Here is a 20,150-nt window from a genome sequence, read left to right on the forward strand (position 1 = left end):
AGCCAATGAATGGCCGACGAGATCAGAAGAACGACGAGTGGAATAGAGCTTAAACCCATATATGGTTATGGAGATATTCCAGAGGGTCATCGAGAGCTTCTTTCGACTTCGCCAGGCGAGCCCCCATATCTTCGTGGCGCATATCCAAAGATGTATCGCACAAAGCCGTGGAGGATCTTTCAACTTTCTGGCTTTGGGAATCCAATCGACGAGTCCGAGAGGATTAAGTTTTTACTGAGCCACGGTGAGAGTGGCTTTTTGATGGAGCACGACAGGATGACTGCGGATCATCTATATGACGTAGATAATCCCGAGGTGTTGGCGCGCAGTGGTGATGTGGGGCTAACTGGGGCAGTTATTTTGTCGATTCGTGACTTTGCGACGATTCTTGATGGAATAGATATTGAAAATACCTACGCGCACGCCGGTGGGGCAGTCGTACAGCACGGCCCGTTCGCGAATGCATGCTACTGGAATGTGGCGGCTAGTCGTGGTATTGATCTAAAGCGTCTGGCGGGCACCGGTCAATCTGACTTCAATTTGACATATTTGGGGTGTATCGCCAAGGAGCAGATTCCTCCACGCGATGGTTTGAGGTTGAATCTTGATCTAATTGAGTTTTGTCACCGAAATCTTCCCCGATGGGTTCCCGTTTCGATAGCCGCCTACAACGGGGCGGATTCCGGGCTAAATGCCAAAGAAGAGCTAGGGTTGCTCATGGCGAATGCCAAAGAGTACTTGGATGGAATTGTGGAGAGGGGCAATATTGAAGTTGCCCAAGTCGCAAGGTCTATCGGTGGCATCAACCTTCGAACGTCGATGGATATCTTTGAAGATATCGCAAAGCTTCGAGCGGCAAGGGTTATGTGGTCGAGGATGCTCAAAGAGCGCTACGGAGTCGACGACGAGCGTGCTCGCCAACTTAGAATTCATGTAGTCACAGCTGGATCAGCTATGACCTATCAACAACCCCTAAACAATATCGTTCGAGGCACTTTGATGGCTCTGGCCGCGGTCTTGGGGGGTGCTCAATCTTTAGGGGTCTCTGGTTACGATGAAGCCATCACAATTCCAAGTGAGCATGCGCACCAGATGTCGCTTCGAATTCAGCAGATCCTTCAAAACGAATCAAATTTGACTTCAGTCGTTGACCCACTTGGTGGGTCATATTTAATTGAGAGCCTCACTGGCCAACTTGTTGAGGAAGGGTTTGGAGTCTTCGATGAGATTGTAGCCCAGGGTGGTTATATCGCCACTCTAGAGTCAGGGTGGTTATACAGGAGGGCAGTAGCAGGATCAAATGAGGCCGCATATGACATTGAGACCAACCGTGTGGCAAAGGTCGGAGTTAACTGCTTTATGGATGACGTCTCTCCATATGAGATTGAGGCCTTTGAAGCCCCGCGAGACGCCTTTGACAATGCGATGGAACGACTCGTTGACTTGCGAGCAACAAGAGATCAAAAGGTACTTAGGGACGCCCTTGTAGGGCTCGAAGAGGCATGTGTGTCCTCTTCGAATATAATGCCGGCAATGATGGCCGCAACAGAGGCTGAAGTATCCTTAGGTGAGATTGGCTCGGTCTTTAGAAGTTCGTTTGGAAGCTGGGAGGTTCCATTTGACTTTTAACCAACCACCTCCTTATTCGCCTAGAGTCGTGATGGCAAAGACGAGTTTAGATGGCCATTGGAGAGGAATCACCGTCGTCGAACACGCCCTGCGAGAAGCGGGTTTTGAGATTGTGCTTTTAGGTATGGCCACTAGGGACGAGATAATGAGTGCAGTTATCCAGGAGGACCCTGACCTGGTGGGGTTAAATGTCGGTGGACGTCTGGATTTGGTATTGTCGCTGGTCGATGAGATCGCTAAGTTGGAGTCGCCGCCACCAGTTATAGTTGGAGGAATCATTACTCCATCTGCTAAGAGGACCTTAGAAGCCCTTGGTGTTGACGCATTTCCTCCGGGGTCAAAGTTGACTTCGATCGTCGAGGCAGCTAAAAGATTGACAAATTTTAATTAATTTTTTCCAAGGATGGACTTTGTCTGTTCTAACTAAATCAAAGGTGGAGTCACAGTGAGTCGTTATAAGGATACAATGACGCGCGCGAGCCTCGCCGATCAGTTAAGGCGCAATGCCTTGCACTTTGGCGATCGCCAGGCGGTGGTTTCTTACGATTTGAATTCAAATAGGAGTGTTATGACCTATTTGGAACTCGATAACTATTCCGACAAGGTGGCAAGTGCACTGAGCCAAGCTGGAATGGAAATCGGAGATCGAATCTGTGCAATTGCTAAGAACTCTTTGGACTATGTTGCTCTTTGGTATGGCGCACTGAAGGTAGGTATGCCATTATCTGGAGTAAATCCACTGTTGACCCCTTTGGATATTGAGGATCATTTTGCCTCACTGAGGCCTCGTGTTCTCTTTGTTGATCGCGTGTTTTTGGAGAAGTACGAAGGTGTGATCAAAGATGCACACTCTATTGAATTGGTGGTCATCGCTGATAGAGATGGGGACTATAAAGGCAAGCTAAAGCGAACACAAAAGTTGGTCGATCTATCGCATTTTGATACGATGGCTCCATTTGTCCCTAATCGAGAGGCAGGCGAAGATGATATAGCCATGATCGTTCTCACCAGTGGTACCGAGGCAAAACCTAAAGGGGTGATGCTTTCAAATCGAAATTATCTGATTGCCACTATTCCCTCGTGGAGCATCGACCTATCTTTGACGCGTGATGATCGGTGGTTGTTCGTAATGCCCTTCTTTACAATGGCGGGAATTGGAACCATGACTACTTTAACCCAAGTGGGAGCAACTGTAGTTTTGCCAGCAACTATCGATCCCGATAGGGCAATTGCCCTGATTCTGTCCGAGAAGATAACGATAATGGCCCAAACTCCAACTTTTTATCTTGCTATGTCAAAGAGTTTGAATTTTACAAATGCAACAGTCTCCACCTTGGCCAGAGCGATAACTTATGGCGGTTTGGTTCCCAAAGCAATGCTAGATGCCTGGTCGGCGGTCCATCCGAAGATTCTATGGGGCACCTATTGGAGTCAATCTGAATTGGCTCAAGTAGGGACTTCGGGGTGGTTTCATACGATGGAAGAGATTCCAGATAGAGATCCTTCTTGGATTGGACGAGCGATGCCCGCACTTGAGATTCGGATTGTCGACCCAGATGGAAACGATACCAATGTCGGTGAAGCTATCGCTCGAAGTCCAGGGATTACAAGTGGTTATTTCAATGACATTGATCGAAGCGAGAAGTTGTTTGGCGATGGTTGGCTTCACACAGGAGATGTGATGAGAATCGACTCGTCGGGAAATCTGTTTTTTGTCGATCGCTTGAAGGATGTCATTAAAACCGGCGGCTTTAATGTCTCGTCAGTCGAGGTTGAACGTGTTATCTCTCAACACCACGCAATTGAGCGAGTGGCAGTGGTGGGTGTTCCTGATCCCTATTGGTCAGAGGCGATCACAGCCTTTGTCGTCTTGCGAGATAACGTTGCATGCGAAGTCGATGAAATTTTGGCCTTTGCTAGAGAACGACTTGCGTCATTCAAAGTACCCAAGTCGATTCGTATCGTCGATCTCTTACCCACAGATTCTCAAGGTAAGGTCCTAAAGAGAGTCTTGCGCTCGCTTTAGATTAATACCTAACTGCAATATCAGTTGTGGAAATTTGATCTGGCCATAGAGTAATTTGCAACTAAGAGCCCAATTGTTTGAGGGAGTTTTGTGTTCTTAGAGATCATTTCCTGAATATGAAAGATTGAAACTCTTATTTACCAGGGGAAAGTCGGGCACGATAGTGTTGGTCATGGCAATTGGAAGGCTGGGCCAATTGAACCACGAGGGATCGACTATCTTAGCATTGGTTATAATACCGTCTTTGATCTCGACTCGATGAGCAATAGTGCCTCTCCAACCTTCGACGAGAGAAAAGCCGCTTTCCCTAGGAGGCGTTGACACTTGTGCGATGGGTTCTTCAACCCTTAGAAAGCGGGCGAGCTCTCTAATGTAAGAGACTGATGCCCTTATCTCATTCACCCTTTGCAGGAACCGACTATTTACGTCTCCGGTTTCTAGGGTTGATGCCGTAGGTCCAATTGTCATAAAGGGATGGTCGATTCGGGCATCTACCTCTATGCCGCTCGCTCGGGCCACAACCCCAAGACAGCCCATCTCTTTTGCTTGGGCCACGCCCAAGATTGCGGTTCCATGGAACCTATCTCTTACCATTGAATGGTTGGTGAGTATCTCGATCAGCTCTTCAAATTTTGAGGCAATTCGATCGATTCCAATCAGATCGAGGTGATCGGAGATCTTAACTGTCCCTACTCCAAGGGTTCCTCGAAGTAGGCGACTTTGGGTTAGAGACGAATTGAGGCGCATCATCTCCTCTTTGAGATCTAGCGCTATTGCATTTCCCCAAGAAAACCCTACGTCGTTGGCGAGTGCTCCGATATCTCCTATGTGGTTGTAGATTCTTTCAGCCTCCAGAAGGATCGCTCTGGCACTTGCAACTCGGGTCGGTACTGTGATTCCAAGGGCATCTTCGATCGCCATTGTCATAGCTAGGCTATGGCCAAATGACGTATCACCTGAAATCTTTTCAGCGAGAGTTATCGCTTCAGCTGGAGTCTTGCCTACAAATAGTTTTTCTAGCCCCTTATGGAGAAACCAGAGGCGGATTCTAAGGCGTATGACAGTCTCACCTAATGCGAAGAAACGGAAGTGGCCCGGTTCGATCATTCCAGCATGGATAGGACCAACTGGAATTTCATAGATTCCACTTCCGGCTACCTCTTGGAAGGGGTAGCCAACTTGGCGATCTGATTCGAACTTGGGTTTTTCTTGGCTCGAGATCATGGGGTACCATTCTTCTGGCCAATGGCCATGGCGTACAAGCCTCTTTGGTAGAGGATGATTCAGCGGAATAATCCCGTAAAGGTCGGCCATCTCACGTTCAAATCGGGATGCCGAAAAGCTGATTTTGGCCAGACTTGGTAGTTCGGGTCGCTCTCTTTTTACCTCTAATTGGATCTCATGGCGTCGATCGGGGTTTTTCCCCACCAGACAATAGGTAACAAGAATAGTTTGAGGAAGTGGCTTAGCACAAACAAGGCTAAGGCGATAGCCCTCATTGAGATAAAAGGCGACTCGACCCAAAAGACTATCGGAGTCGGTGGCTTCGCTGCTTCTAATTACCGAGATTCCGCTAGTGATTTGATGAAGCTGCTGATTTATAGAATTCGTCACAAGCTCACTCCAATGGCATTGGCTCCAGCGCGCGCAATGGTGGTTACATTTGGGCCATCGATTCCTAAAAGAAGCGATAGAAGGCTTGCTCCAAAGAGCATTAGAGTCGCTCTTGTTTTAATTGAAAATGGCCTTGTATCTTGACCTGGGCCAACTGGGCCAAAGAGCATGGCGATACCATGGCGATAGATCGAGATAGCAGCTATCAAAAGTGCGCCAGCGACGATTATCAATGCGATTATGTCGTGGGATCGAATCAACCCAAAGGCAATCGAGGTCTCTCCTCCAAAGAGAAGAAAGGGAGGAAATCCCAAGATTCCAACTGTTCCAATGATCGCGAAGGTGGCAAGGATTGGACTTCGATGCGATAGGCTTCGAAGCGAATCGATAGAGGTATCACCTAACTCGTCATAGATGTGGCCGGTTGTAATAAAGACGATTCCTTTGGAGATACCATGGCCAACGATTTGGATTATAAGTCCATAGATAGCGATCTTGCTTCCAACTGCAATTCCAACTGCTATAAGGCCCATGTTTTCCAGTGACGAATAGGCATATAGGCGTTTGTAGTCCTTTTGGCGCACAAGCAACATCGCCGCTATGACTATGGTGGCTACTCCCATCGTCATAAGAACGTCGCTAAAGACTTTGTGGCCGATGCTGAGGCGACTGATCTCTGAGATGCGAAGTAGGACTCCGCCGGCAACGCTAAGCAAGACACCACTCATGAGTGCAGAAACAGGCGCTGGCGCTTGGGAGTGAGCGTCGGCTAACCAAGTATGAAATGGAAAGAGACCAACTTTGGTGGCGTATCCAATGAGCAGTAGTCCAAGGCCCAAAGTGGTCGCATTGTTTCTCATGTGTGAGGCATTTTTTACCAAGTCGTGAATGACTAAGGCGTTGGCTGGACTCATTCCGGAGTTGATCGCTGAGAAATATAAGATAACGGTTCCAAAAAAGGCGATTGTTATTCCAAAAGAGCAGATGATTACATACTTCCAGGCGGCCTCTGAAGCTTTGGTGGTGGCTTTGTGTGCAACTAGGAATGCTGTAGATATGGTGGTGGCTTCAATTCCTACCCATGTAAGTCCCAGATTGTCCGATACGACAGCTAGCGTCATCGCTGCAATAAAGATCTGCATTGCCATGGCGTAGCCCTTGTTGCTTTGAACGAGTTTGGTTTGATCACCGGGATGGCGCTCGAGATATTCACGACTGGCAAGGATTGCCATCGTCGAGACAACGCAGGTAAGCCCCAGCAAGATAGCTGTTAGAGCATCTCCAGAAAGAAGGTTATGAAATTGTAGGAGTTTTCCGTGGCGTGAGTCAAGGTATATAACCACTGAGGCGACTCCTATCGCCAGGACGCTAACAACTTCCATTTTTTGGGTGGCACCGTTCCACCCAAAGAAATAGAGTGCCACCGATACAAGGATCGGTAGAAGCACGATTAAACCAAGTAGATCGGATGCGTTCATTCGTGCAACTCCCTTAGTTCTGCAATATCCATACTCTGTGTCTGACTCCTCATATTGGATGCCAGGGCGACCAGGACAAAGATCAAAAGAAGAACGTCTAATAGCGCGCCAGATTCAACTACCAATGGAACTCCTTCGGTTAGGACGAAGGCACAGGCCGAAATTGCGTTGTCAAAGAGGGCAAAGGCGATCAATTGAGTTGCGATGCGCCTTCTAGTTACAATGAGAAAGACGGCTATTAGCAGTGCGGAGACTCCAACAGGAAGGCTTGCGATCCGTTTGGTCGGATTTAGAGCCACCAACGGCTCTGTCAATATGTATGCAAATGCAGTTATTGCTGCCACAATCAAGATTGAAGCAGTCGTATTTACAACGCGAGTCGACTCCCATTGGTCGCCTGAATGAGGAATTGCCCTTGCGATTATGGTGGGAATTCCATATGCTCGCACTAGCAATATCACAATAGAAAGGCCAATAAGCGCAGCGTCCTTGGCATAGATACCACTGAGTAGCCCCAACAAAAAGAGCGCAATTGCATTTGCGCGTAAGAGTCGGACTTGCCCAAAGAGACTTTTTCTCCAGGCAATGGCCATGGTGAAAAATAAAAAGGCGCCAATGTCAAAGTAAAAGAGGCTGGTAAAGGATCCCACAGACATATCTAGAACTCCTAAGCCTTGATGACCGGTAGAAAATATGATGCAGTGACGGCTAGAAAGCCAAAGACAAAGGATCCAGCTAGAAGCTCCGGAACCCTAAAGAGGCGTAACTTGGCTAAGAATACCTCCACAAATGCCAACAGACCAGCCAAAAGGGAGACCTTTATGACAAGTGCCACGATCCCCAAGATGATCGATCCGACAGAGGAGGTTGAATATGAGATGCCAATTGGAAAAAATAGGTTTACCACAAGGCCAATCAGGATAACCAACCTCATGGAAGAGGCCAGTTTTACCATTGCCAATTTTGGTCCATTTACCTCTAGTACCATCGCTTCGTGGATCATGGTGAGCTCTAGATGTGTCGATGGATTGTCTATTGGTATCCTGCCAGCCTCGGCAACGACGACGATAACAAGGCCAATTAGCGCTAAGGCACTCTGTGGCGAGGCGATCTGTTGCGGATTTGAGAGGGTTGCATGCACGATATTGAAGATATTGGATGAGTTTGCCCGAATTGAAAGCGCATAGATGGCCATAAGTATGCTTGGCTCTATAAGTGCGGCCACCATAAGTTCACGACTGGCTCCCATTCCTCCAAAGGCTGTGGCGGTATCGAGTCCGCCAAGGCCGAGGGCAATTGTTCCAATCAGTAGGATTCCTACCACCCAGAAGAGGTCGTAGTTAGATGAGCCCGGAAGTTTGAGGGCAATTAGCGGAATTATGGCAGATAAAACCAGGGTGGATACTAAATAGATCGCCGGTGCTAGCGCGAAGGCGCTCCCAGTTCCAATCGGGTTGATCTCTCCCTTTTTGAGGAGTTTGCCAAGTTCTCGAACACCTTGAAGCAAGGAAGGTCCTCTTCTTCCTTCGGCTTTAGATTTGATCTTGATCATGAGTTGGCCAATTAGTGGCGAGATCACTACGATTAGCGTGATCTGAAGGATGAGGGAAAGATAACTCAATGTGTCACCACCATTACTACGGCAAATCCCAATCCACCGAGCATTAAATACCGAATGAGCGATCCATTGTGAAAGCGTCGGAATTGACTAGCGACAAGATCTAGAGCTCTGGCCAATCGATTCCAGAGGGCGGTCTCGATAGCGTCATGAGGAGACTCTCGGAGATCTATTCGTTTTACGATTAGATCAAGTGAATCAAAGGCGTCGGTCTCGATATCTCGACGAGGAACCAAGATGTCCGAGAAGATCCGCTCTAGGGGTTCAGCAAATGAGGTTGCGGTATATTGCATCTTAGGGGTCAATTCTTTGGCTCCACAGCCCCAACGAATCTCATCTAATGGCTGTGGTCTCTTCGAAGCGGTTAAGCGTCGGATTAGATAGATCGCAATTGCACCCACTATAAACAGAGCCGCACCTATGCTAGGAAAGATCGCAGACGAAGTGGTGGTAATAGAGATGCGAGATCCAAGGGCGATTCTGGGATAAACCCCGCTGATTGATTCGCTCAGATGAAGGATGACAAAATTTATCACACCCGGATCAAATGCGAGACCAAGGTTGGCGATCATAAGGGCGATTATTGAGGTCGACATGGTCGTAGATGATTCGTGGGCTTCGCCTGCTCTCTTGGATCTTGGCGTACCTAAAAATCCAATTCCAAATGCTTTGACCATAGTTAGCACGCTCAATCCAGCGGTAAGTGCTACTACACCAAGAGCAATAGGACCGATGAGGACCAGGGAGCCAATATCTCTTGGAAGATGAATAATTGTTTGAAGCAGGAGCCACTCTCCAATGAAGGCACTTCCAAATGGGAGACCAGAAGCCGAGAGGGCCGCTATTCCAAAGCCAACCGTTGATACCGGCATTATTTTGGCGAGTCCACCAAGTTGATCGAGGTCGGTTATACCTATTTCGCTTTGAATCGAGCCGGCTACTAAAAAAGCTAGTCCCTTGAATAGGCCATGGGCAACAAGGATCAATACGCCAGCCCCAAGTGCTTCGGCGGCCAAATTGGGTAGGTGAAGGATCCTAAAGAGTTGAAATAGCCCTATCGCTATGAGGGCTAACCCCATGTTTTCAGCCGTTGAATAGGCAAGAAGCACCTTTAGATCCTTATTAACTGAGGCCTGAAGGATTCCATAGATGGCAGTAATTGATCCAAATACGATCAAGGTTATCGCCCACCACTTAGCCCCGGTCCCCAAAGAGAGGATACAAAACCTAATTATGCCGTAGATTCCAAGGCTCACCATTGCACCGCTCATTAGGGCTGAAGCTGGTCCAGGCGCTTGGGGATGTGCCTTTGGGAGCCAAATATGAAATGGTACAATACCAGCCTTGGAGCCAAAGCCAATTAAGGCTAACAGAAAGGCCAGGGATCTAAGAGTGTTCGAGTCGCGGCTACTTAGGGCCGAAAGGCCAGCTAATGGGGTTCCTGGGTGCGATGCGGAGATAATTGCCAAAGCGACAAGAATCGCCATCGCTCCCAGTTGTGTCATTGCCAGATAGACAAAGGTAGCGCGTCGACCGCTTTGATCATTGGGGTGGGCGGCGACTAGGGGTACTGAGGCTAGAGCCATCAACTCCCAGAAAAAAAAGAAGGTAGGAGTAGAGTTGGCGAGCGGAACGAGAGCCATAGTGAAGATGAAGATCGGTATTGCTATGACGGTTGTTGTTGGAAGATGATTTCTTCGCAAGTAACCATAGAGGTGGGGTATGACCATTACCCCAAGGGAGCCTGAGATCAAGAGAAAGACCCCAGAGAGAGGATCTGTTGCGAGTTTTAAGCCATATATTGCTAGAAATAAGTTCGTTGAGCCATGCCAAGGCGGTCGAGTGATCGCTAAAAGGGCGATGGTGGTAGCAGAAATAGCAACCAATGCGCTAAGAGTGCAGATCATAATGACAAAGAAACGACCCATTGGGTCAAATCTTTTTTTGATTTGGTCAGATTCGACTGCTTTTGGATTGGGTATTTGGGTCGATATCATGCTTTTGCGATCCGCCGGAGTTCGGCGATTATCGACTTGGGCTCGGGAGGACAGCCTCGAATTTGAAGGTCGACCTCTAAAAACTCACCTACAGCTCCCTCAACTCCATATCCATCGCCAAGGCCGTTGCAATTGATCGCGCAATCTCCGAGTGCAATGACTACCTTGGGAGCGGGTGTGGCTCGATAGGCATCCATAAGTGGTGCTGCCATGTTGGAGGTAACTACTCCTGTGACTATCAGACCATCGCTATGGCGTGGGGATGCAGTCAGAGAGATTCCATAGCTCTCTATGTCGTAGATTGGCGCGAAGCAGAGGCCGAGTTCAACTTCACATCCGTTACAGCTACCGACGTCAACGTGACGCAACACCAGCGATTTTGAATTAATGTCGGGGCGAATAAAGGTTTCAGAGTCGGGTAGGGGTTCGGTTTGGGTTGTAGTTTTTCTACCCAACACAGCTCTAAGTAGATTATTTTCTTTCTTATTACGACTTTCTGATTTCGTCGATTCTTCGTTGCTCATTAAGTGGCCTATGACTGTTGAAGATCTTTTAGAAGCGAGGTGGCGTTGGTTAGGACCTCGGTAAGGATGTGTCTGGCGACTTTTAAGAGATCGCCAACCTCTGGGTGAACTATTGAGTAAGTCACTGTAGACCCTGATTTTTCTGAGACTATGAGCCCAGCTCGCCTTAGCACCCCTAGTTGTTGGCTTAAGTGGGAAGCTTCAGCGCCGATCTCGGCCATGAGTGCCGAAACGGTCATCGACTCTTGGGTCAGAAGCTCCAAGATACGGATTCTCATCGGGTGTGCCATCGACTTAAAGAACTCCGCTTTAAGTTGGTGAAGAGGTGTGCTCATTGAAACTCTCTTTTATCATATGATGAATTTGTAAATCAATACTTTAAGTATAGCATCAAGTTAGCAACCCTTAAGTTAGGTATGTGTTGAATTTCTATGGACGATAAAACCAAAGCATGACCACAGTCAGGGGTTGCAACAGTTGACGCAGAGATGTGCTATAACGATATGTAATGAACTTGCGTGAGTGGGCGCTGTCCCAAGGTATACATCCTCAAACGGCATATAAGTGGTATCGTGCCGGTACTCTGCCTGTCCCTGCGCTAAAGTAGGGCAACTGATATTGGTGGGAGACCTAGAGTCTCAACCGTCCGTATCTAAGTCTGCCGTCATATATGCACGAGTGTCTTCTGCAGATCAAAAATCAGACTTAGATCGCCAGGTTGCCAGAGTTCTTACCTGGGCTACAGAGCACGGGTACTCAATAGATCGCGTAGTAACCGAAGTTGGTTCGGCACTTCGCAGACATAGGCGAAAGTTTCTGTCGTTACTTAAAGACCCAACAGTAGACACGATTCTGATAGAGCACAGAGACCGCTTCTGCCGGCTTGGAGCCGAATACATAGAGGCCGCACTTGAGGCTCAGTCCAGGAAATTGGTTGTGGTAGACCCAGGCGAGGTAGACGATGACTTAGTGCGTGATGTCACGGAGCTACTCACGTCTTTGTGTGCTCGGTTATACGGTCGCCGTTCGGCTGCTAACAAAGCTCAGCGTGCTATTGATGCGGTGTGCTCATGATCGCGATAATGCGGACAAAAGCACAGGCTCAAAGAGTATCCGATCTCACCGGAGGTAAGGTTCTTCTTGACGAAGGTAACCCAACAAGGAAGATATCGCTCACCGGAGATTTCGAGCAATACCGAGATGCACTAGAGCCAGTCAGCGTACTATTTGCAGCTATGTGACGATACCGGCGAGAAGGTTCCGACTGGTTGGACGGTCACAGGGGCTTCGTTTGAGGTCGAGTGGCCAAAAGATCCACAGGTAGCATCTGGTATCCGTTCTCACTTTGGTGCTAGACGCTTCGCCTACAACTGGGCACTAGCCAAAGTCAAGTCGGATATGGATGCCAAGAGAACAGACGTAAGCTACCCATCCACACCGTGGACTCTTGAGGCTCTCCGCAAACGGTGGAACCAGGAGAAGAACGAGGTCGCGCCCTGGTGGGGAGATAACTCCAAAGAGGCGTATGCCTCTGGTATAGCTGACCTAGTTCGCGCGCTATCTAACTGGTCTAGCTCTAAACACGGCAGACGAAAGGGTAGAAAGGTCGGCTTCCCGAAGTTCAAGTCTAAGAGAAAAGACCGCAACAGAGTACGTTTTACGACTGGCACTATGGGTTTTGAGGACGATCATCGAACAATCGTGCTGCCGATGATAGGTGCGCTACGCTCTATGGAGAACACGCGCAGAATACAGCGTCACCTAGCTAAGAACAATGCTCGTCTACTCAAGCGCACTCTATCACAGAGATGGGGTCGGTTGTTCGTCTCCTGCCAGCTCGCGATCAAGACAAGCGTAGTTACTCCACCGTCTGCAACTATGTCCAAGAAAGACCCCCGCGCCGGTGTCGATCTAGGACTAAGGTCACTTGCTACTATCGCAGACAGCAATGGCGGCATAACAGCTATTCCTAACCCCGCTCCGCTCAGAGCTACTATGAATGAGCGTCGTAGGGTTGGGCGCAATCTCATCCGACGGATACCCGGATCACACGGTCACAGGCAAGCGAAAGCCAAGCTTGTCAAGTTAGACCGTAAAGCCGTATACGTCCGTCGTGAAAGTATCCATCAGTTAACCTGTTACCTGGTGGATAACTACAGCGAAGTTAAGATTGAAGACCTTAACATCGCTGCCATGGGTCGAAGTATGGGAAGACGGGCATTGCGCCGTTCGGTATCTGATGCCGGACTCGGAGCCTTCAAACCAACGCTTACCTATAAGGCCGAACGTGCCGGAGTCAAGGTAGTCGTTGTAGATCGCTTCTTTCCCTCGTCGCAAATCCACCACAACTGCACAGGCAGACTCACGGGTGCAAAGCTCGCAAAGAGACTTATCTGTGATACTTGTCATGTTGAGGTGGATCGAGATGAGAATGCTTCATTGAATATCCGTGACTGGTCGGTTATCAGTTGTGGGCCAGTTGGGTCCAGCGCCCTGCCCGTTCCCAGGCCATTTGGTACAGGCGGCAGTTGCGATGATGGGATGACTCATCATCGCAAGAGAGAACGTAAGACCGCTAGCAATACTGGCGGTGCTCAAAGAGGCAAGAACGACCCTCGGGCGAGTGAGAATGAAGCCCGAAGGAAGAACCTTGAAAAAGGTGCATCTAGTGAGTAGACTCACCATTTATCATTCAGATGCAACGGTCGGGTTATGGCGCTAAGCAGACCACAATTATTTGATTGGGCGCTTTTTTGAGAGGTGGATTTTTGAACCGCAATCGAATCCATCATTGGGCATTTGATGTGGCGTTTCCCTGAAAATGCTAATCAAACTATTTAACTTTATTTCAGGTGTTAATTCTCAGGCCTAAAAAAGTTATCAGGTAGCAGAGGTGCGGTGCTTGTCTTTCTGATCTGATAAAGGCGCTAGCAGTGCCAAATCAGAAAGACCCAAAAGTTCTTATCGTACAGGCGTTACTTATCTGTTATGGGGTCTTGGTGACGCACATGATGGTAAGGAGAGCCGAGTTAAAGATGGTGGACAAGGGTTCAACTTGATCTTTTGTATTGGATCTATCGCTGTAGTTTTAGAGCCTTAGATGGGTATCAGGACCCAAGGCTTCTCTTTATTGTCGAAAGATTGTCCAGACCAAAGGCTATTGGTGAATAGTGATGGGCCAACTGATAATTTTAAGGCCCGGGTGCTTCTTTAGGTAGTTGACGGCTCGCATTGCGTCATCGTTTTCTTCAAAGAATTCAATGACCAAAGGAAGGTGTGCCTCTGGATTTAAAATTGTAGCTTTGTGGATCTCTCGGTGTTCTCCAAAGCCTCCAACGGCGCGTAGCAATGTGGCACCAGTTGCCAGAGAGTTGTCGTGCAGCTCGCGTAGAACTACATCGGCCAAGGAAGCCCTTTTTTCGCGGTCGCCTTCAGTTAGATAGACATGGATCATCATCATTATGGCAATACTACTTCTTACCTAGGACGCTTCCAAGATAAACTGCACCCAATCCTAAAATAACAGACATGAGCGAGTAAGAGATTGCCTTGGTGACCTTACCTTCTTGAAAGAGACTCAATGTTTCGATAGAGAACGTCGAAAACGTCGTATAGGCACCTAGAAATCCAGTTAGCACTCCAGCTCTAATAGATGGTGAAACGCTGAGGCGATCCAAAGTGAAATAAAATAAAAGGCCCATTAGGAAAGAGCCAATGACATTTATCGAGAGGGTTGCATATGGAAAAGATTTTCCAAATGCGCCTGCCACTAAGTTGGATTGATAGTAGCGAGCCAATGCACCAAGCGGAGCAAATATCGCAATCCAAAGCGCGCTCACGTTTTGTGGTCTCCCTTCGACCTAGGCGATGATAATTAAGATCGCATCTATCCATTGAACTCAATAGTCAATGCGACCCTCGTTATTAATAGAATCTAATTGTTAGGGCGATACCGGCCACAATTGAATAGACCGCAAAAGGAAGGAGATTTTTGGTCTTGAAGTATCGCGATAGAAATGAAACTGAGATAAATGCGGCAATAAATGCAGCTACGCCACCTATGAGCATCTGAACTCTAACGCCGTTGCCGGTGGATCCAAATACCTCTGGCAGTTTATAAAGTCCAGCTGCAAGAATGATCGGTGTTGCCAGAAGGAACGAGAACCTAGCGGCATCTTCATGGTCCAGACCGCGAACAAGACCGGCGACCATGGTGACACCCGATCGGGAAATTCCTGCAAAGAGAGCAAAAATTTGAGCAACTCCGATTATTACGCCTTCTTTGAGCTTAAGCGTTGCTAGGGGCCGTTCTCCCTCTGCCCAATCTCTGCCTTCCGCGGATATCGTCGCCTTGTTTTTAATCGCGCGTCTCATGATCGCTTCTCCAGCGATCAGGATGCCGCCATTGACAATTAAAAATATTGAGGCCGCAAGGGGTTTGGCGAAGAGACTCTTTAAAACATGATCGAAGATGAGGCCAACTATTCCTGCGGGAATTGTGGCGACCACCAAGAGCCATGCCAATCTTTCATATTTGTCGTCAATACGTCTTTTTTTGATCGATCGAAAGAATGCTGAAATTATCTTTACCCATTCGTTCCTAAAGTAGACAATCAGTGCCAAAGCCGTGGCAACATGGAGACTCACTAGGAACGTTAGGAAAAACGAGTGCTTTGCGGTTTGAGCGGCAACTAGGTTGTTCCAACCAAAAAGTGCGGGAAAAACTACTGAATGACCAAGAGAAGAGATAGGAAATAACTCACTGACTCCCTGAAGGAGTCCCATAACGACAGATTGAAGATCAGTCAACGGGCTAGACATTTTGGCCTTTCAAGCTTGCTTTTATGCTTATGGGTCTGCAATACCTTCGGTGATCTTAGTTGGCAAATTCGCCAATTGTGAAAGAAGATAATGTATATCATTGCGATTTTGACTAAAGAGGCTTCACAACCTAGGAAAAAACCTACTAAACTTTTAGTTGGCTTGGAGAGGTGCCAGAGTGGTCGAATGGGTCTCACTGCTAATGAGTTGACCCGGGAAACTGGGTCCGAGGGTTCAAATCCCTCCCTCTCCGCCACTTTCTCCTCTCTGCTTAGTCTTTTTAGAGATTTCCGTCAAAGGGATACCCGTAATAAGGGGAATCGTTTATCTATGAAGTTTTCTAGCTATTTGACCTAGTTTTGCAAAAGTGCGCTCGTTATTTTAGTCTTTCTCGTCGCATCTATCTGAAAGAATTTTTACGATAAAAGGAATCTGCCATCGTGGCGTGCGCAAGTGGGACCAGATAGGAACTAACATGTTTTGTTGAGTTGGGCGAGTGGCGGAATAGGCAGACGCGCAGGATTCAGGTTCCTGTGTCCGAAAGGACGTGGGGGTTCAAGTCCCCCTTCGCCCACCATTGACGCTTACGTCTCTCACTACCCACTCGGAGAGGTTTGCTCTTTGGTGATGCTTGGGTAGCTCTCCTATGCCCCGAGCCTGGACGGCGCCTGATGTCTGGCGCTTACTGGGTGTTTGATCAAGGAACTAAAACCACCTAAATAAGGTAGCGCCAAGAAGGTGTCGTCACTAGTCGTACGGCCATGCCTCTTGGACCATAGCGCGAATGATAGCTTATAAATTTTGCCATATTCACTAGGATCCCTTCGTTGTAGGGGCGGCTTTTCGTTGACGCCTCTGTTGATCTAATGGCGTCGTATTAGTGGAAATAGTCGCTTAGAGTTCAGCGTGCATTAAGACGTGTGATTCTTTTCGCACGGGCGCCACAAAGGCTTACTCTCTTAGCTTGGATTTTACTATAGTTGACTAATCCCCCATAGGATTTTATATCGATGCCACAAGAAACGACACTAAGCACTACACGTTGGCAATCTCGAGCTCTGAGGGAAGTCCGCCTGATATATCTTTATTGTCTTTTTCTTTGAGGCAGATATTCGTTGCTTTTATGCTGTGTTCGAACCGGTGAAGAGTTCGACCTCGGTGCATGATCGATATATTAGGTTGGCGATCTAAAGTCGCTAATCTGGATTTACCGATTTAGCTCCTCCGATCGCACTTGGCGACTAGGCAACTTTGACTCCCAGCTAAGAGATCACTAGCAACTTTGACGCCGCTGTTTTGTCGTTCTGTAAGTATTGTTGATCTTCAAGTGGTCTCACCTAGGTGGATAGGGGCCATGACCAACAGGGAAAGCGATGTTCTACCGACACTACTTCGTAATTGGGACCACGACTCTTTTGGGTTCAATTCGGCGATTTAGATGACCTCATTGTATGATTTGGTTGGTCTTTGTCGCCGAAGTTAAGTTCGGCCCTTTGCGGTTTATTGGGGCGTTAGCCAAATAGAAGTTTGTAAATTTCTTCAATCACTCGTGGAGATACTAGGACTTTCCGAGAGGTCGATCCGCCAACGAAATACTTTTCCACCGCCAAGACGCTTCGACTCGTTGAACTCTTCAATAAGTATTCCGCCGTTATTTGTAACGACACGCTGCGAAGCGATGTTGTTGGTCTTTGTCACTAATTCCACGTTGGTCATCCCCTCTTTGGAAGCCACATTTAGCATCAGGAAAAGAGCTTTTGTTGCATAACCTTGACCTCGTTTCCACTCCATCGTTTCATAGCCAATGTGGCCTATTTGATGCAGCAACTCCTCATAGCCAACAGTTGGCAGGCGGAGAGTGATTCTCCCTACAAATTCTCTATCCCACATCCACCGATGAAGTGCGGGAGCTCTTGCACTAGTGCTTCCATCTTCGTTATAGCGAACTCCTTCTTTGGAGCGATCAGCCATTTTGGCAAGCACTAAGTTTGGATCCCGTTCCGCCAGGATAACTAGATCCTTGGATGAGCGAAAAAGGGTCTTTTCTCCATCCCATCCGCGATCGACAGCGCCCAGGTAACTTGGGAATCGCCCGATAGATGGCACTACGAGGGTCATTTTAGAGACTTTGTCGTGATTGGCGGAGCATGTCATTGGCGTCACTATTTCATTTCACTTGTAAAGATTATAGGTTTGCCTCAAATTCCAGGTGGTCATTTCACTCTGGCAATTATCAAACGAAGGTTCATCTTTGGTTGTCTCTATAGAGATGCTCTGAGATAACTCATTCCCAGGCTAGGGATTAAGGCGACCACATTTAAGTCTTTTGGGATGATACGCGAACGCTTGGGAATCGCGGGAGGATTACAGGCTCTATGGGCTAATAGGAGATCTCTAGATAAATGAGGGCTAATTAAGTAATCATTCGCAAAGTATCAGGTATTATCTTGCACTAAATGGCGTCATTGTAATTATGAACTATCATATAGCCGTGGGGCTAAACGATATTGAAAATAGGCTCGAACATTTAGTGGAAGGGGCCTTTGGACGCTTTTCACGAAAGGGCATCCAACCATCTGAGATTGGCAAGAAGCTTTCGCGCCATATGGAACTCGAAAAGCGCATTGGCGTGCGTGGACCCCTTGTTCCAAATGATTATTTAGTTGCGTTGAGTTCTTCGGATTGGCATAGCCTCTCCGATATCGCGACTGCTCTCAACTCCGAATTGCTTGCACTGGTTCAACAGACTGCTAAAGAACATAGATATAAGTTCGTCGGTTTCCCGGCATTGAGAATTGAAATTGACGAAGACCTTCCTCGGGGTACATTTGCAATTGAGTCAAGATACATAGAAGATCCAGATTATTTAGGTCACTTATATCTTGAAATGCCCAACGGACTTAGGGTGCCGATCACGGAAAAAACTATCACCGTAGGGCGTCTTCCTTCTTGTGCGGTAGTAATCGATGATCCTAAGATTTCTCGAAATCATGCGGAGATATCCCTGAATAAGGACGGGGTAGTGACGCTTAAAGATCTCGAATCGACAAATGGTACTAAAGTTAATGGACGGCGAATTTCCCAGATATCCGTAGATGATGGGGATGTTATAGAGTTCGGAGTGGTTCGAATTAAAATTGGACGTCAATAACCTATGCCGATAGGGCTGCTGGATCTATTTAAGTATGTTTTAATTGCCCTTATATGGCTCTTTTTTCTAAGAGTTATAAGGGCTGTTTGGGTTCAAATCAGAACAAATGATCTACAAAGGAAGGAGAAGTCACAGAGCGAATTTGAAGTTTTATCACAAGGCGGTGGTGAGACCAATCAAGCTAAGAAAACTGTAACTTCGTCTTCATCGGGAAGATCTGGATCAAAACGAAGGTCACAAGCAAAAAGCGGATTTCAAGTGAAGTTTAAAAGAGACGGTGTTGGGGAAGATCTTATCTTCGATATCAACGGATTGACGACAATTGGTCGTTCCAGTGGATGCACGATCTCTTTGGGGGACGATGAATTTGGTTCGGCTGTGCACGCTCGAATGTGGGTAGACAACGACGTCCTCTATGTCGAGGATTTGGGTTCAACCAATGGTACCTTTGTAAACTCCGGTCGGATCAACACTCCAAGGCCCCTTTCCAAGGGAGATCGAATCTCGATTGGTCACTCTAGCATGGAAGTGATCTGATGGCCCTTTTGGATTGGGGTAGTGCTACCAACACTGGAAAAGTCAGACGAGACAACCAGGACCATGTCTTTGCTGATGGTTCGATCTTTATAGTGGCCGATGGTATGGGTGGAGCCAATGGTGGCGAGACCGCAGCCCGAATAGCAGTCGACGCCTTTACTGAGAGAGTGAACCAAAGTGAACTGGACTCTGACGCAATCCAGAGCGCTCTCTTTTATGCAAATGAGATGGTTTTTACGATGGGTATGGCCAACCCCGACCTCCATGGCATGGGCACAACTTTCGTTAGCCTCGTCTTGGAGGAAATCCAAGGGGACAAGAGTCCCCGCAAGGCATATCTGCTAAATGTTGGCGACTCGCGGGCCTATCTCTTGAGAAAAGGTGAAATAACTCAGTTGACCGTGGATCACTCTTGGGTTGAAGAGATGATGCGTGCCGGTCGAATGAGCGAGGATGAAGTCGCCCACTCGAGGTCGCGTCACGTCTTGACTAAGGTCGTGGGGGTAGATGAGACCGTTGGGCCAGATCTCTGGGAGATATATCTAGACCCAGGAGACCAGGTTATTTTGTGTTCGGATGGGGTGACCAATGAGTTAGGTGATTTGGAGATCGCAGAAATTTTGCGTAGATCCAAATCCGCTCAAGACGGAGCATCTAAGGTTGTCGAGGCAGCTGTTTTGGCTGGGGGCGTAGATAACGCCTCCGCTGTCGTTGTTGCGTTGGCACCAATTGGCGACGAGTCGATTCGCGATCTA

Annotated in this window: 16 protein-coding genes, 2 tRNA genes and 3 pseudogenes; 10 read left to right on the plus strand and 11 right to left on the minus strand. The window is 47.8% G+C overall.

All coding sequences use genetic code 11. The features are described 5' to 3' along the window. Positions 1-9 precede the first annotated feature (9 nt). The 3 genes from ACIDITHRIX25_RS98645 to ACIDITHRIX25_RS98655 are packed head-to-tail and all read left to right on the plus strand — an operon-like array spanning position 10 to position 3,655. Positions 10-1,629 carry an acyl-CoA mutase large subunit family protein gene (locus tag ACIDITHRIX25_RS98645; RefSeq protein WP_201733521.1) on the plus strand — a complete coding sequence of 540 codons (1,620 nt, stop codon included), beginning with the start codon at positions 10-12 and terminating at the stop codon, positions 1,627-1,629. After that, complete coding sequence (locus tag ACIDITHRIX25_RS98650) at positions 1,619-2,020, plus strand: cobalamin B12-binding domain-containing protein (protein ID WP_213333458.1); 402 nt, start codon at positions 1,619-1,621, stop codon at positions 2,018-2,020. The genes ACIDITHRIX25_RS98645 and ACIDITHRIX25_RS98650 overlap by 11 nt, the downstream gene beginning before the upstream one ends. Positions 2,021-2,074: 54 nt before the next feature. Next, complete coding sequence (locus tag ACIDITHRIX25_RS98655; protein WP_201733523.1) at positions 2,075-3,655, plus strand: class I adenylate-forming enzyme family protein; 1,581 nt, start codon at positions 2,075-2,077, stop codon at positions 3,653-3,655. 96 nt (positions 3,656-3,751) lie between these two features. Here ACIDITHRIX25_RS98655 and ACIDITHRIX25_RS98660 read toward each other — a convergent pair whose 3' ends face one another. From ACIDITHRIX25_RS98660 to ACIDITHRIX25_RS98690, 7 genes are all read right to left on the minus strand, one after another. After that, positions 3,752-5,269: a hydrogenase large subunit gene (locus ACIDITHRIX25_RS98660; protein WP_200891247.1), complete on the minus strand. Its 1,518-nt coding sequence runs from the start codon at positions 5,267-5,269 to the stop codon at positions 3,752-3,754. Beyond that, positions 5,266-6,747 carry a proton-conducting transporter transmembrane domain-containing protein gene (locus ACIDITHRIX25_RS98665; RefSeq protein ID WP_052605616.1) on the minus strand — a complete coding sequence of 494 codons (1,482 nt, stop codon included), beginning with the start codon at positions 6,745-6,747 and terminating at the stop codon, positions 5,266-5,268. The genes ACIDITHRIX25_RS98660 and ACIDITHRIX25_RS98665 overlap by 4 nt, the downstream gene beginning before the upstream one ends. After that, a complete protein-coding gene (locus ACIDITHRIX25_RS98670) occupies positions 6,744-7,403 on the minus strand; it encodes a hypothetical protein (RefSeq protein ID WP_052605615.1) in 660 nt (219 codons plus the stop codon). The genes ACIDITHRIX25_RS98665 and ACIDITHRIX25_RS98670 overlap by 4 nt, the downstream gene beginning before the upstream one ends. Positions 7,404-7,414: 11 nt before the next feature. Beyond that, complete coding sequence (locus ACIDITHRIX25_RS98675; RefSeq protein ID WP_201733524.1) at positions 7,415-8,368, minus strand: respiratory chain complex I subunit 1 family protein; 954 nt, start codon at positions 8,366-8,368, stop codon at positions 7,415-7,417. Then, positions 8,365-10,293, minus strand: a complete 1,929-nt coding sequence (locus tag ACIDITHRIX25_RS98680) for a proton-conducting transporter transmembrane domain-containing protein (RefSeq protein WP_201733525.1) — start codon at positions 10,291-10,293, stop codon at positions 8,365-8,367. The genes ACIDITHRIX25_RS98675 and ACIDITHRIX25_RS98680 overlap by 4 nt, the downstream gene beginning before the upstream one ends. 65 nt (positions 10,294-10,358) lie before the next feature. Next, on the minus strand, positions 10,359-10,886 hold the full coding sequence (locus tag ACIDITHRIX25_RS98685) for an NADH-quinone oxidoreductase subunit B family protein (protein ID WP_082058630.1): 528 nt from the start codon (positions 10,884-10,886) through the stop codon (positions 10,359-10,361). An 8-nt stretch (positions 10,887-10,894) separates the two neighbouring features. Continuing rightward, on the minus strand, positions 10,895-11,221 hold the full coding sequence (locus ACIDITHRIX25_RS98690) for an ArsR/SmtB family transcription factor (protein ID WP_052605612.1): 327 nt from the start codon (positions 11,219-11,221) through the stop codon (positions 10,895-10,897). Positions 11,222-11,394: 173 nt separating this feature from the next. Here ACIDITHRIX25_RS98690 and ACIDITHRIX25_RS98695 point away from each other — a divergent pair. Beyond that, positions 11,395-11,960: pseudogene (locus ACIDITHRIX25_RS98695) on the plus strand (IS607 family transposase). Next, positions 11,957-13,562, plus strand: a pseudogene (tnpB, locus tag ACIDITHRIX25_RS98700) (IS607 family element RNA-guided endonuclease TnpB). The pseudogenes ACIDITHRIX25_RS98695 and tnpB overlap by 4 nt, the downstream one beginning before the upstream one ends. 481 nt (positions 13,563-14,043) lie before the next feature. On the opposite strand, the gene ACIDITHRIX25_RS98705 reads toward tnpB, so the two are convergent. From ACIDITHRIX25_RS98705 to ACIDITHRIX25_RS98715, 3 genes are all read right to left on the minus strand, one after another. Further along, on the minus strand, positions 14,044-14,346 hold the full coding sequence (locus tag ACIDITHRIX25_RS98705; RefSeq protein ID WP_052604462.1) for a DUF190 domain-containing protein: 303 nt from the start codon (positions 14,344-14,346) through the stop codon (positions 14,044-14,046). Between the two features lie 10 nt (positions 14,347-14,356). Further along, positions 14,357-14,725 (minus strand): fluoride efflux transporter CrcB, encoded by a 369-nt coding sequence (gene crcB, locus ACIDITHRIX25_RS98710; protein ID WP_052604461.1) that lies wholly within the window; start codon positions 14,723-14,725, stop codon positions 14,357-14,359. An 85-nt stretch (positions 14,726-14,810) separates the two neighbouring features. Further along, positions 14,811-15,707, minus strand: coding sequence for an undecaprenyl-diphosphate phosphatase (locus ACIDITHRIX25_RS98715; RefSeq protein WP_052604460.1), 897 nt, complete (start codon positions 15,705-15,707; stop codon positions 14,811-14,813). Between the two features lie 164 nt (positions 15,708-15,871). Here ACIDITHRIX25_RS98715 and ACIDITHRIX25_RS98720 point away from each other — a divergent pair. Together ACIDITHRIX25_RS98720 and ACIDITHRIX25_RS98725 are read left to right on the plus strand one after the other, a co-directional pair. Then, positions 15,872-15,963 (plus strand) — tRNA-Ser (locus ACIDITHRIX25_RS98720). Positions 15,964-16,197: 234 nt separating this feature from the next. Further along, positions 16,198-16,284, plus strand: a tRNA-Leu gene (locus tag ACIDITHRIX25_RS98725). A gap of 962 nt (positions 16,285-17,246) precedes the next feature. On the opposite strand, the gene ACIDITHRIX25_RS98730 is transcribed toward ACIDITHRIX25_RS98725, so the two are convergent. Next, on the minus strand, positions 17,247-17,861 hold the full coding sequence (locus ACIDITHRIX25_RS98730) for a GNAT family N-acetyltransferase (protein ID WP_052604459.1): 615 nt from the start codon (positions 17,859-17,861) through the stop codon (positions 17,247-17,249). Positions 17,862-18,180: 319 nt separating this feature from the next. Between ACIDITHRIX25_RS98730 and ACIDITHRIX25_RS98735 the strand changes: the two genes are divergently transcribed. From ACIDITHRIX25_RS98735 to ACIDITHRIX25_RS98745, 3 genes and pseudogenes are all read left to right on the plus strand, one after another. Then, positions 18,181-18,858: an FHA domain-containing protein gene (locus ACIDITHRIX25_RS98735; RefSeq protein WP_201733528.1), complete on the plus strand. Its 678-nt coding sequence runs from the start codon at positions 18,181-18,183 to the stop codon at positions 18,856-18,858. Between the two features lie 3 nt (positions 18,859-18,861). Further along, positions 18,862-19,395, plus strand: a complete 534-nt coding sequence (locus tag ACIDITHRIX25_RS98740; protein WP_213333459.1) for an FHA domain-containing protein — start codon at positions 18,862-18,864, stop codon at positions 19,393-19,395. Further along, positions 19,395-19,985: pseudogene (locus tag ACIDITHRIX25_RS98745) on the plus strand (protein phosphatase 2C domain-containing protein); the annotation flags it as partial. The gene ACIDITHRIX25_RS98740 and the pseudogene ACIDITHRIX25_RS98745, both read left to right, overlap by 1 nt. Positions 19,986-20,150: the final 165 nt, after the last annotated feature.

Source organism: Acidithrix sp. C25 (assembly GCF_904848545.2).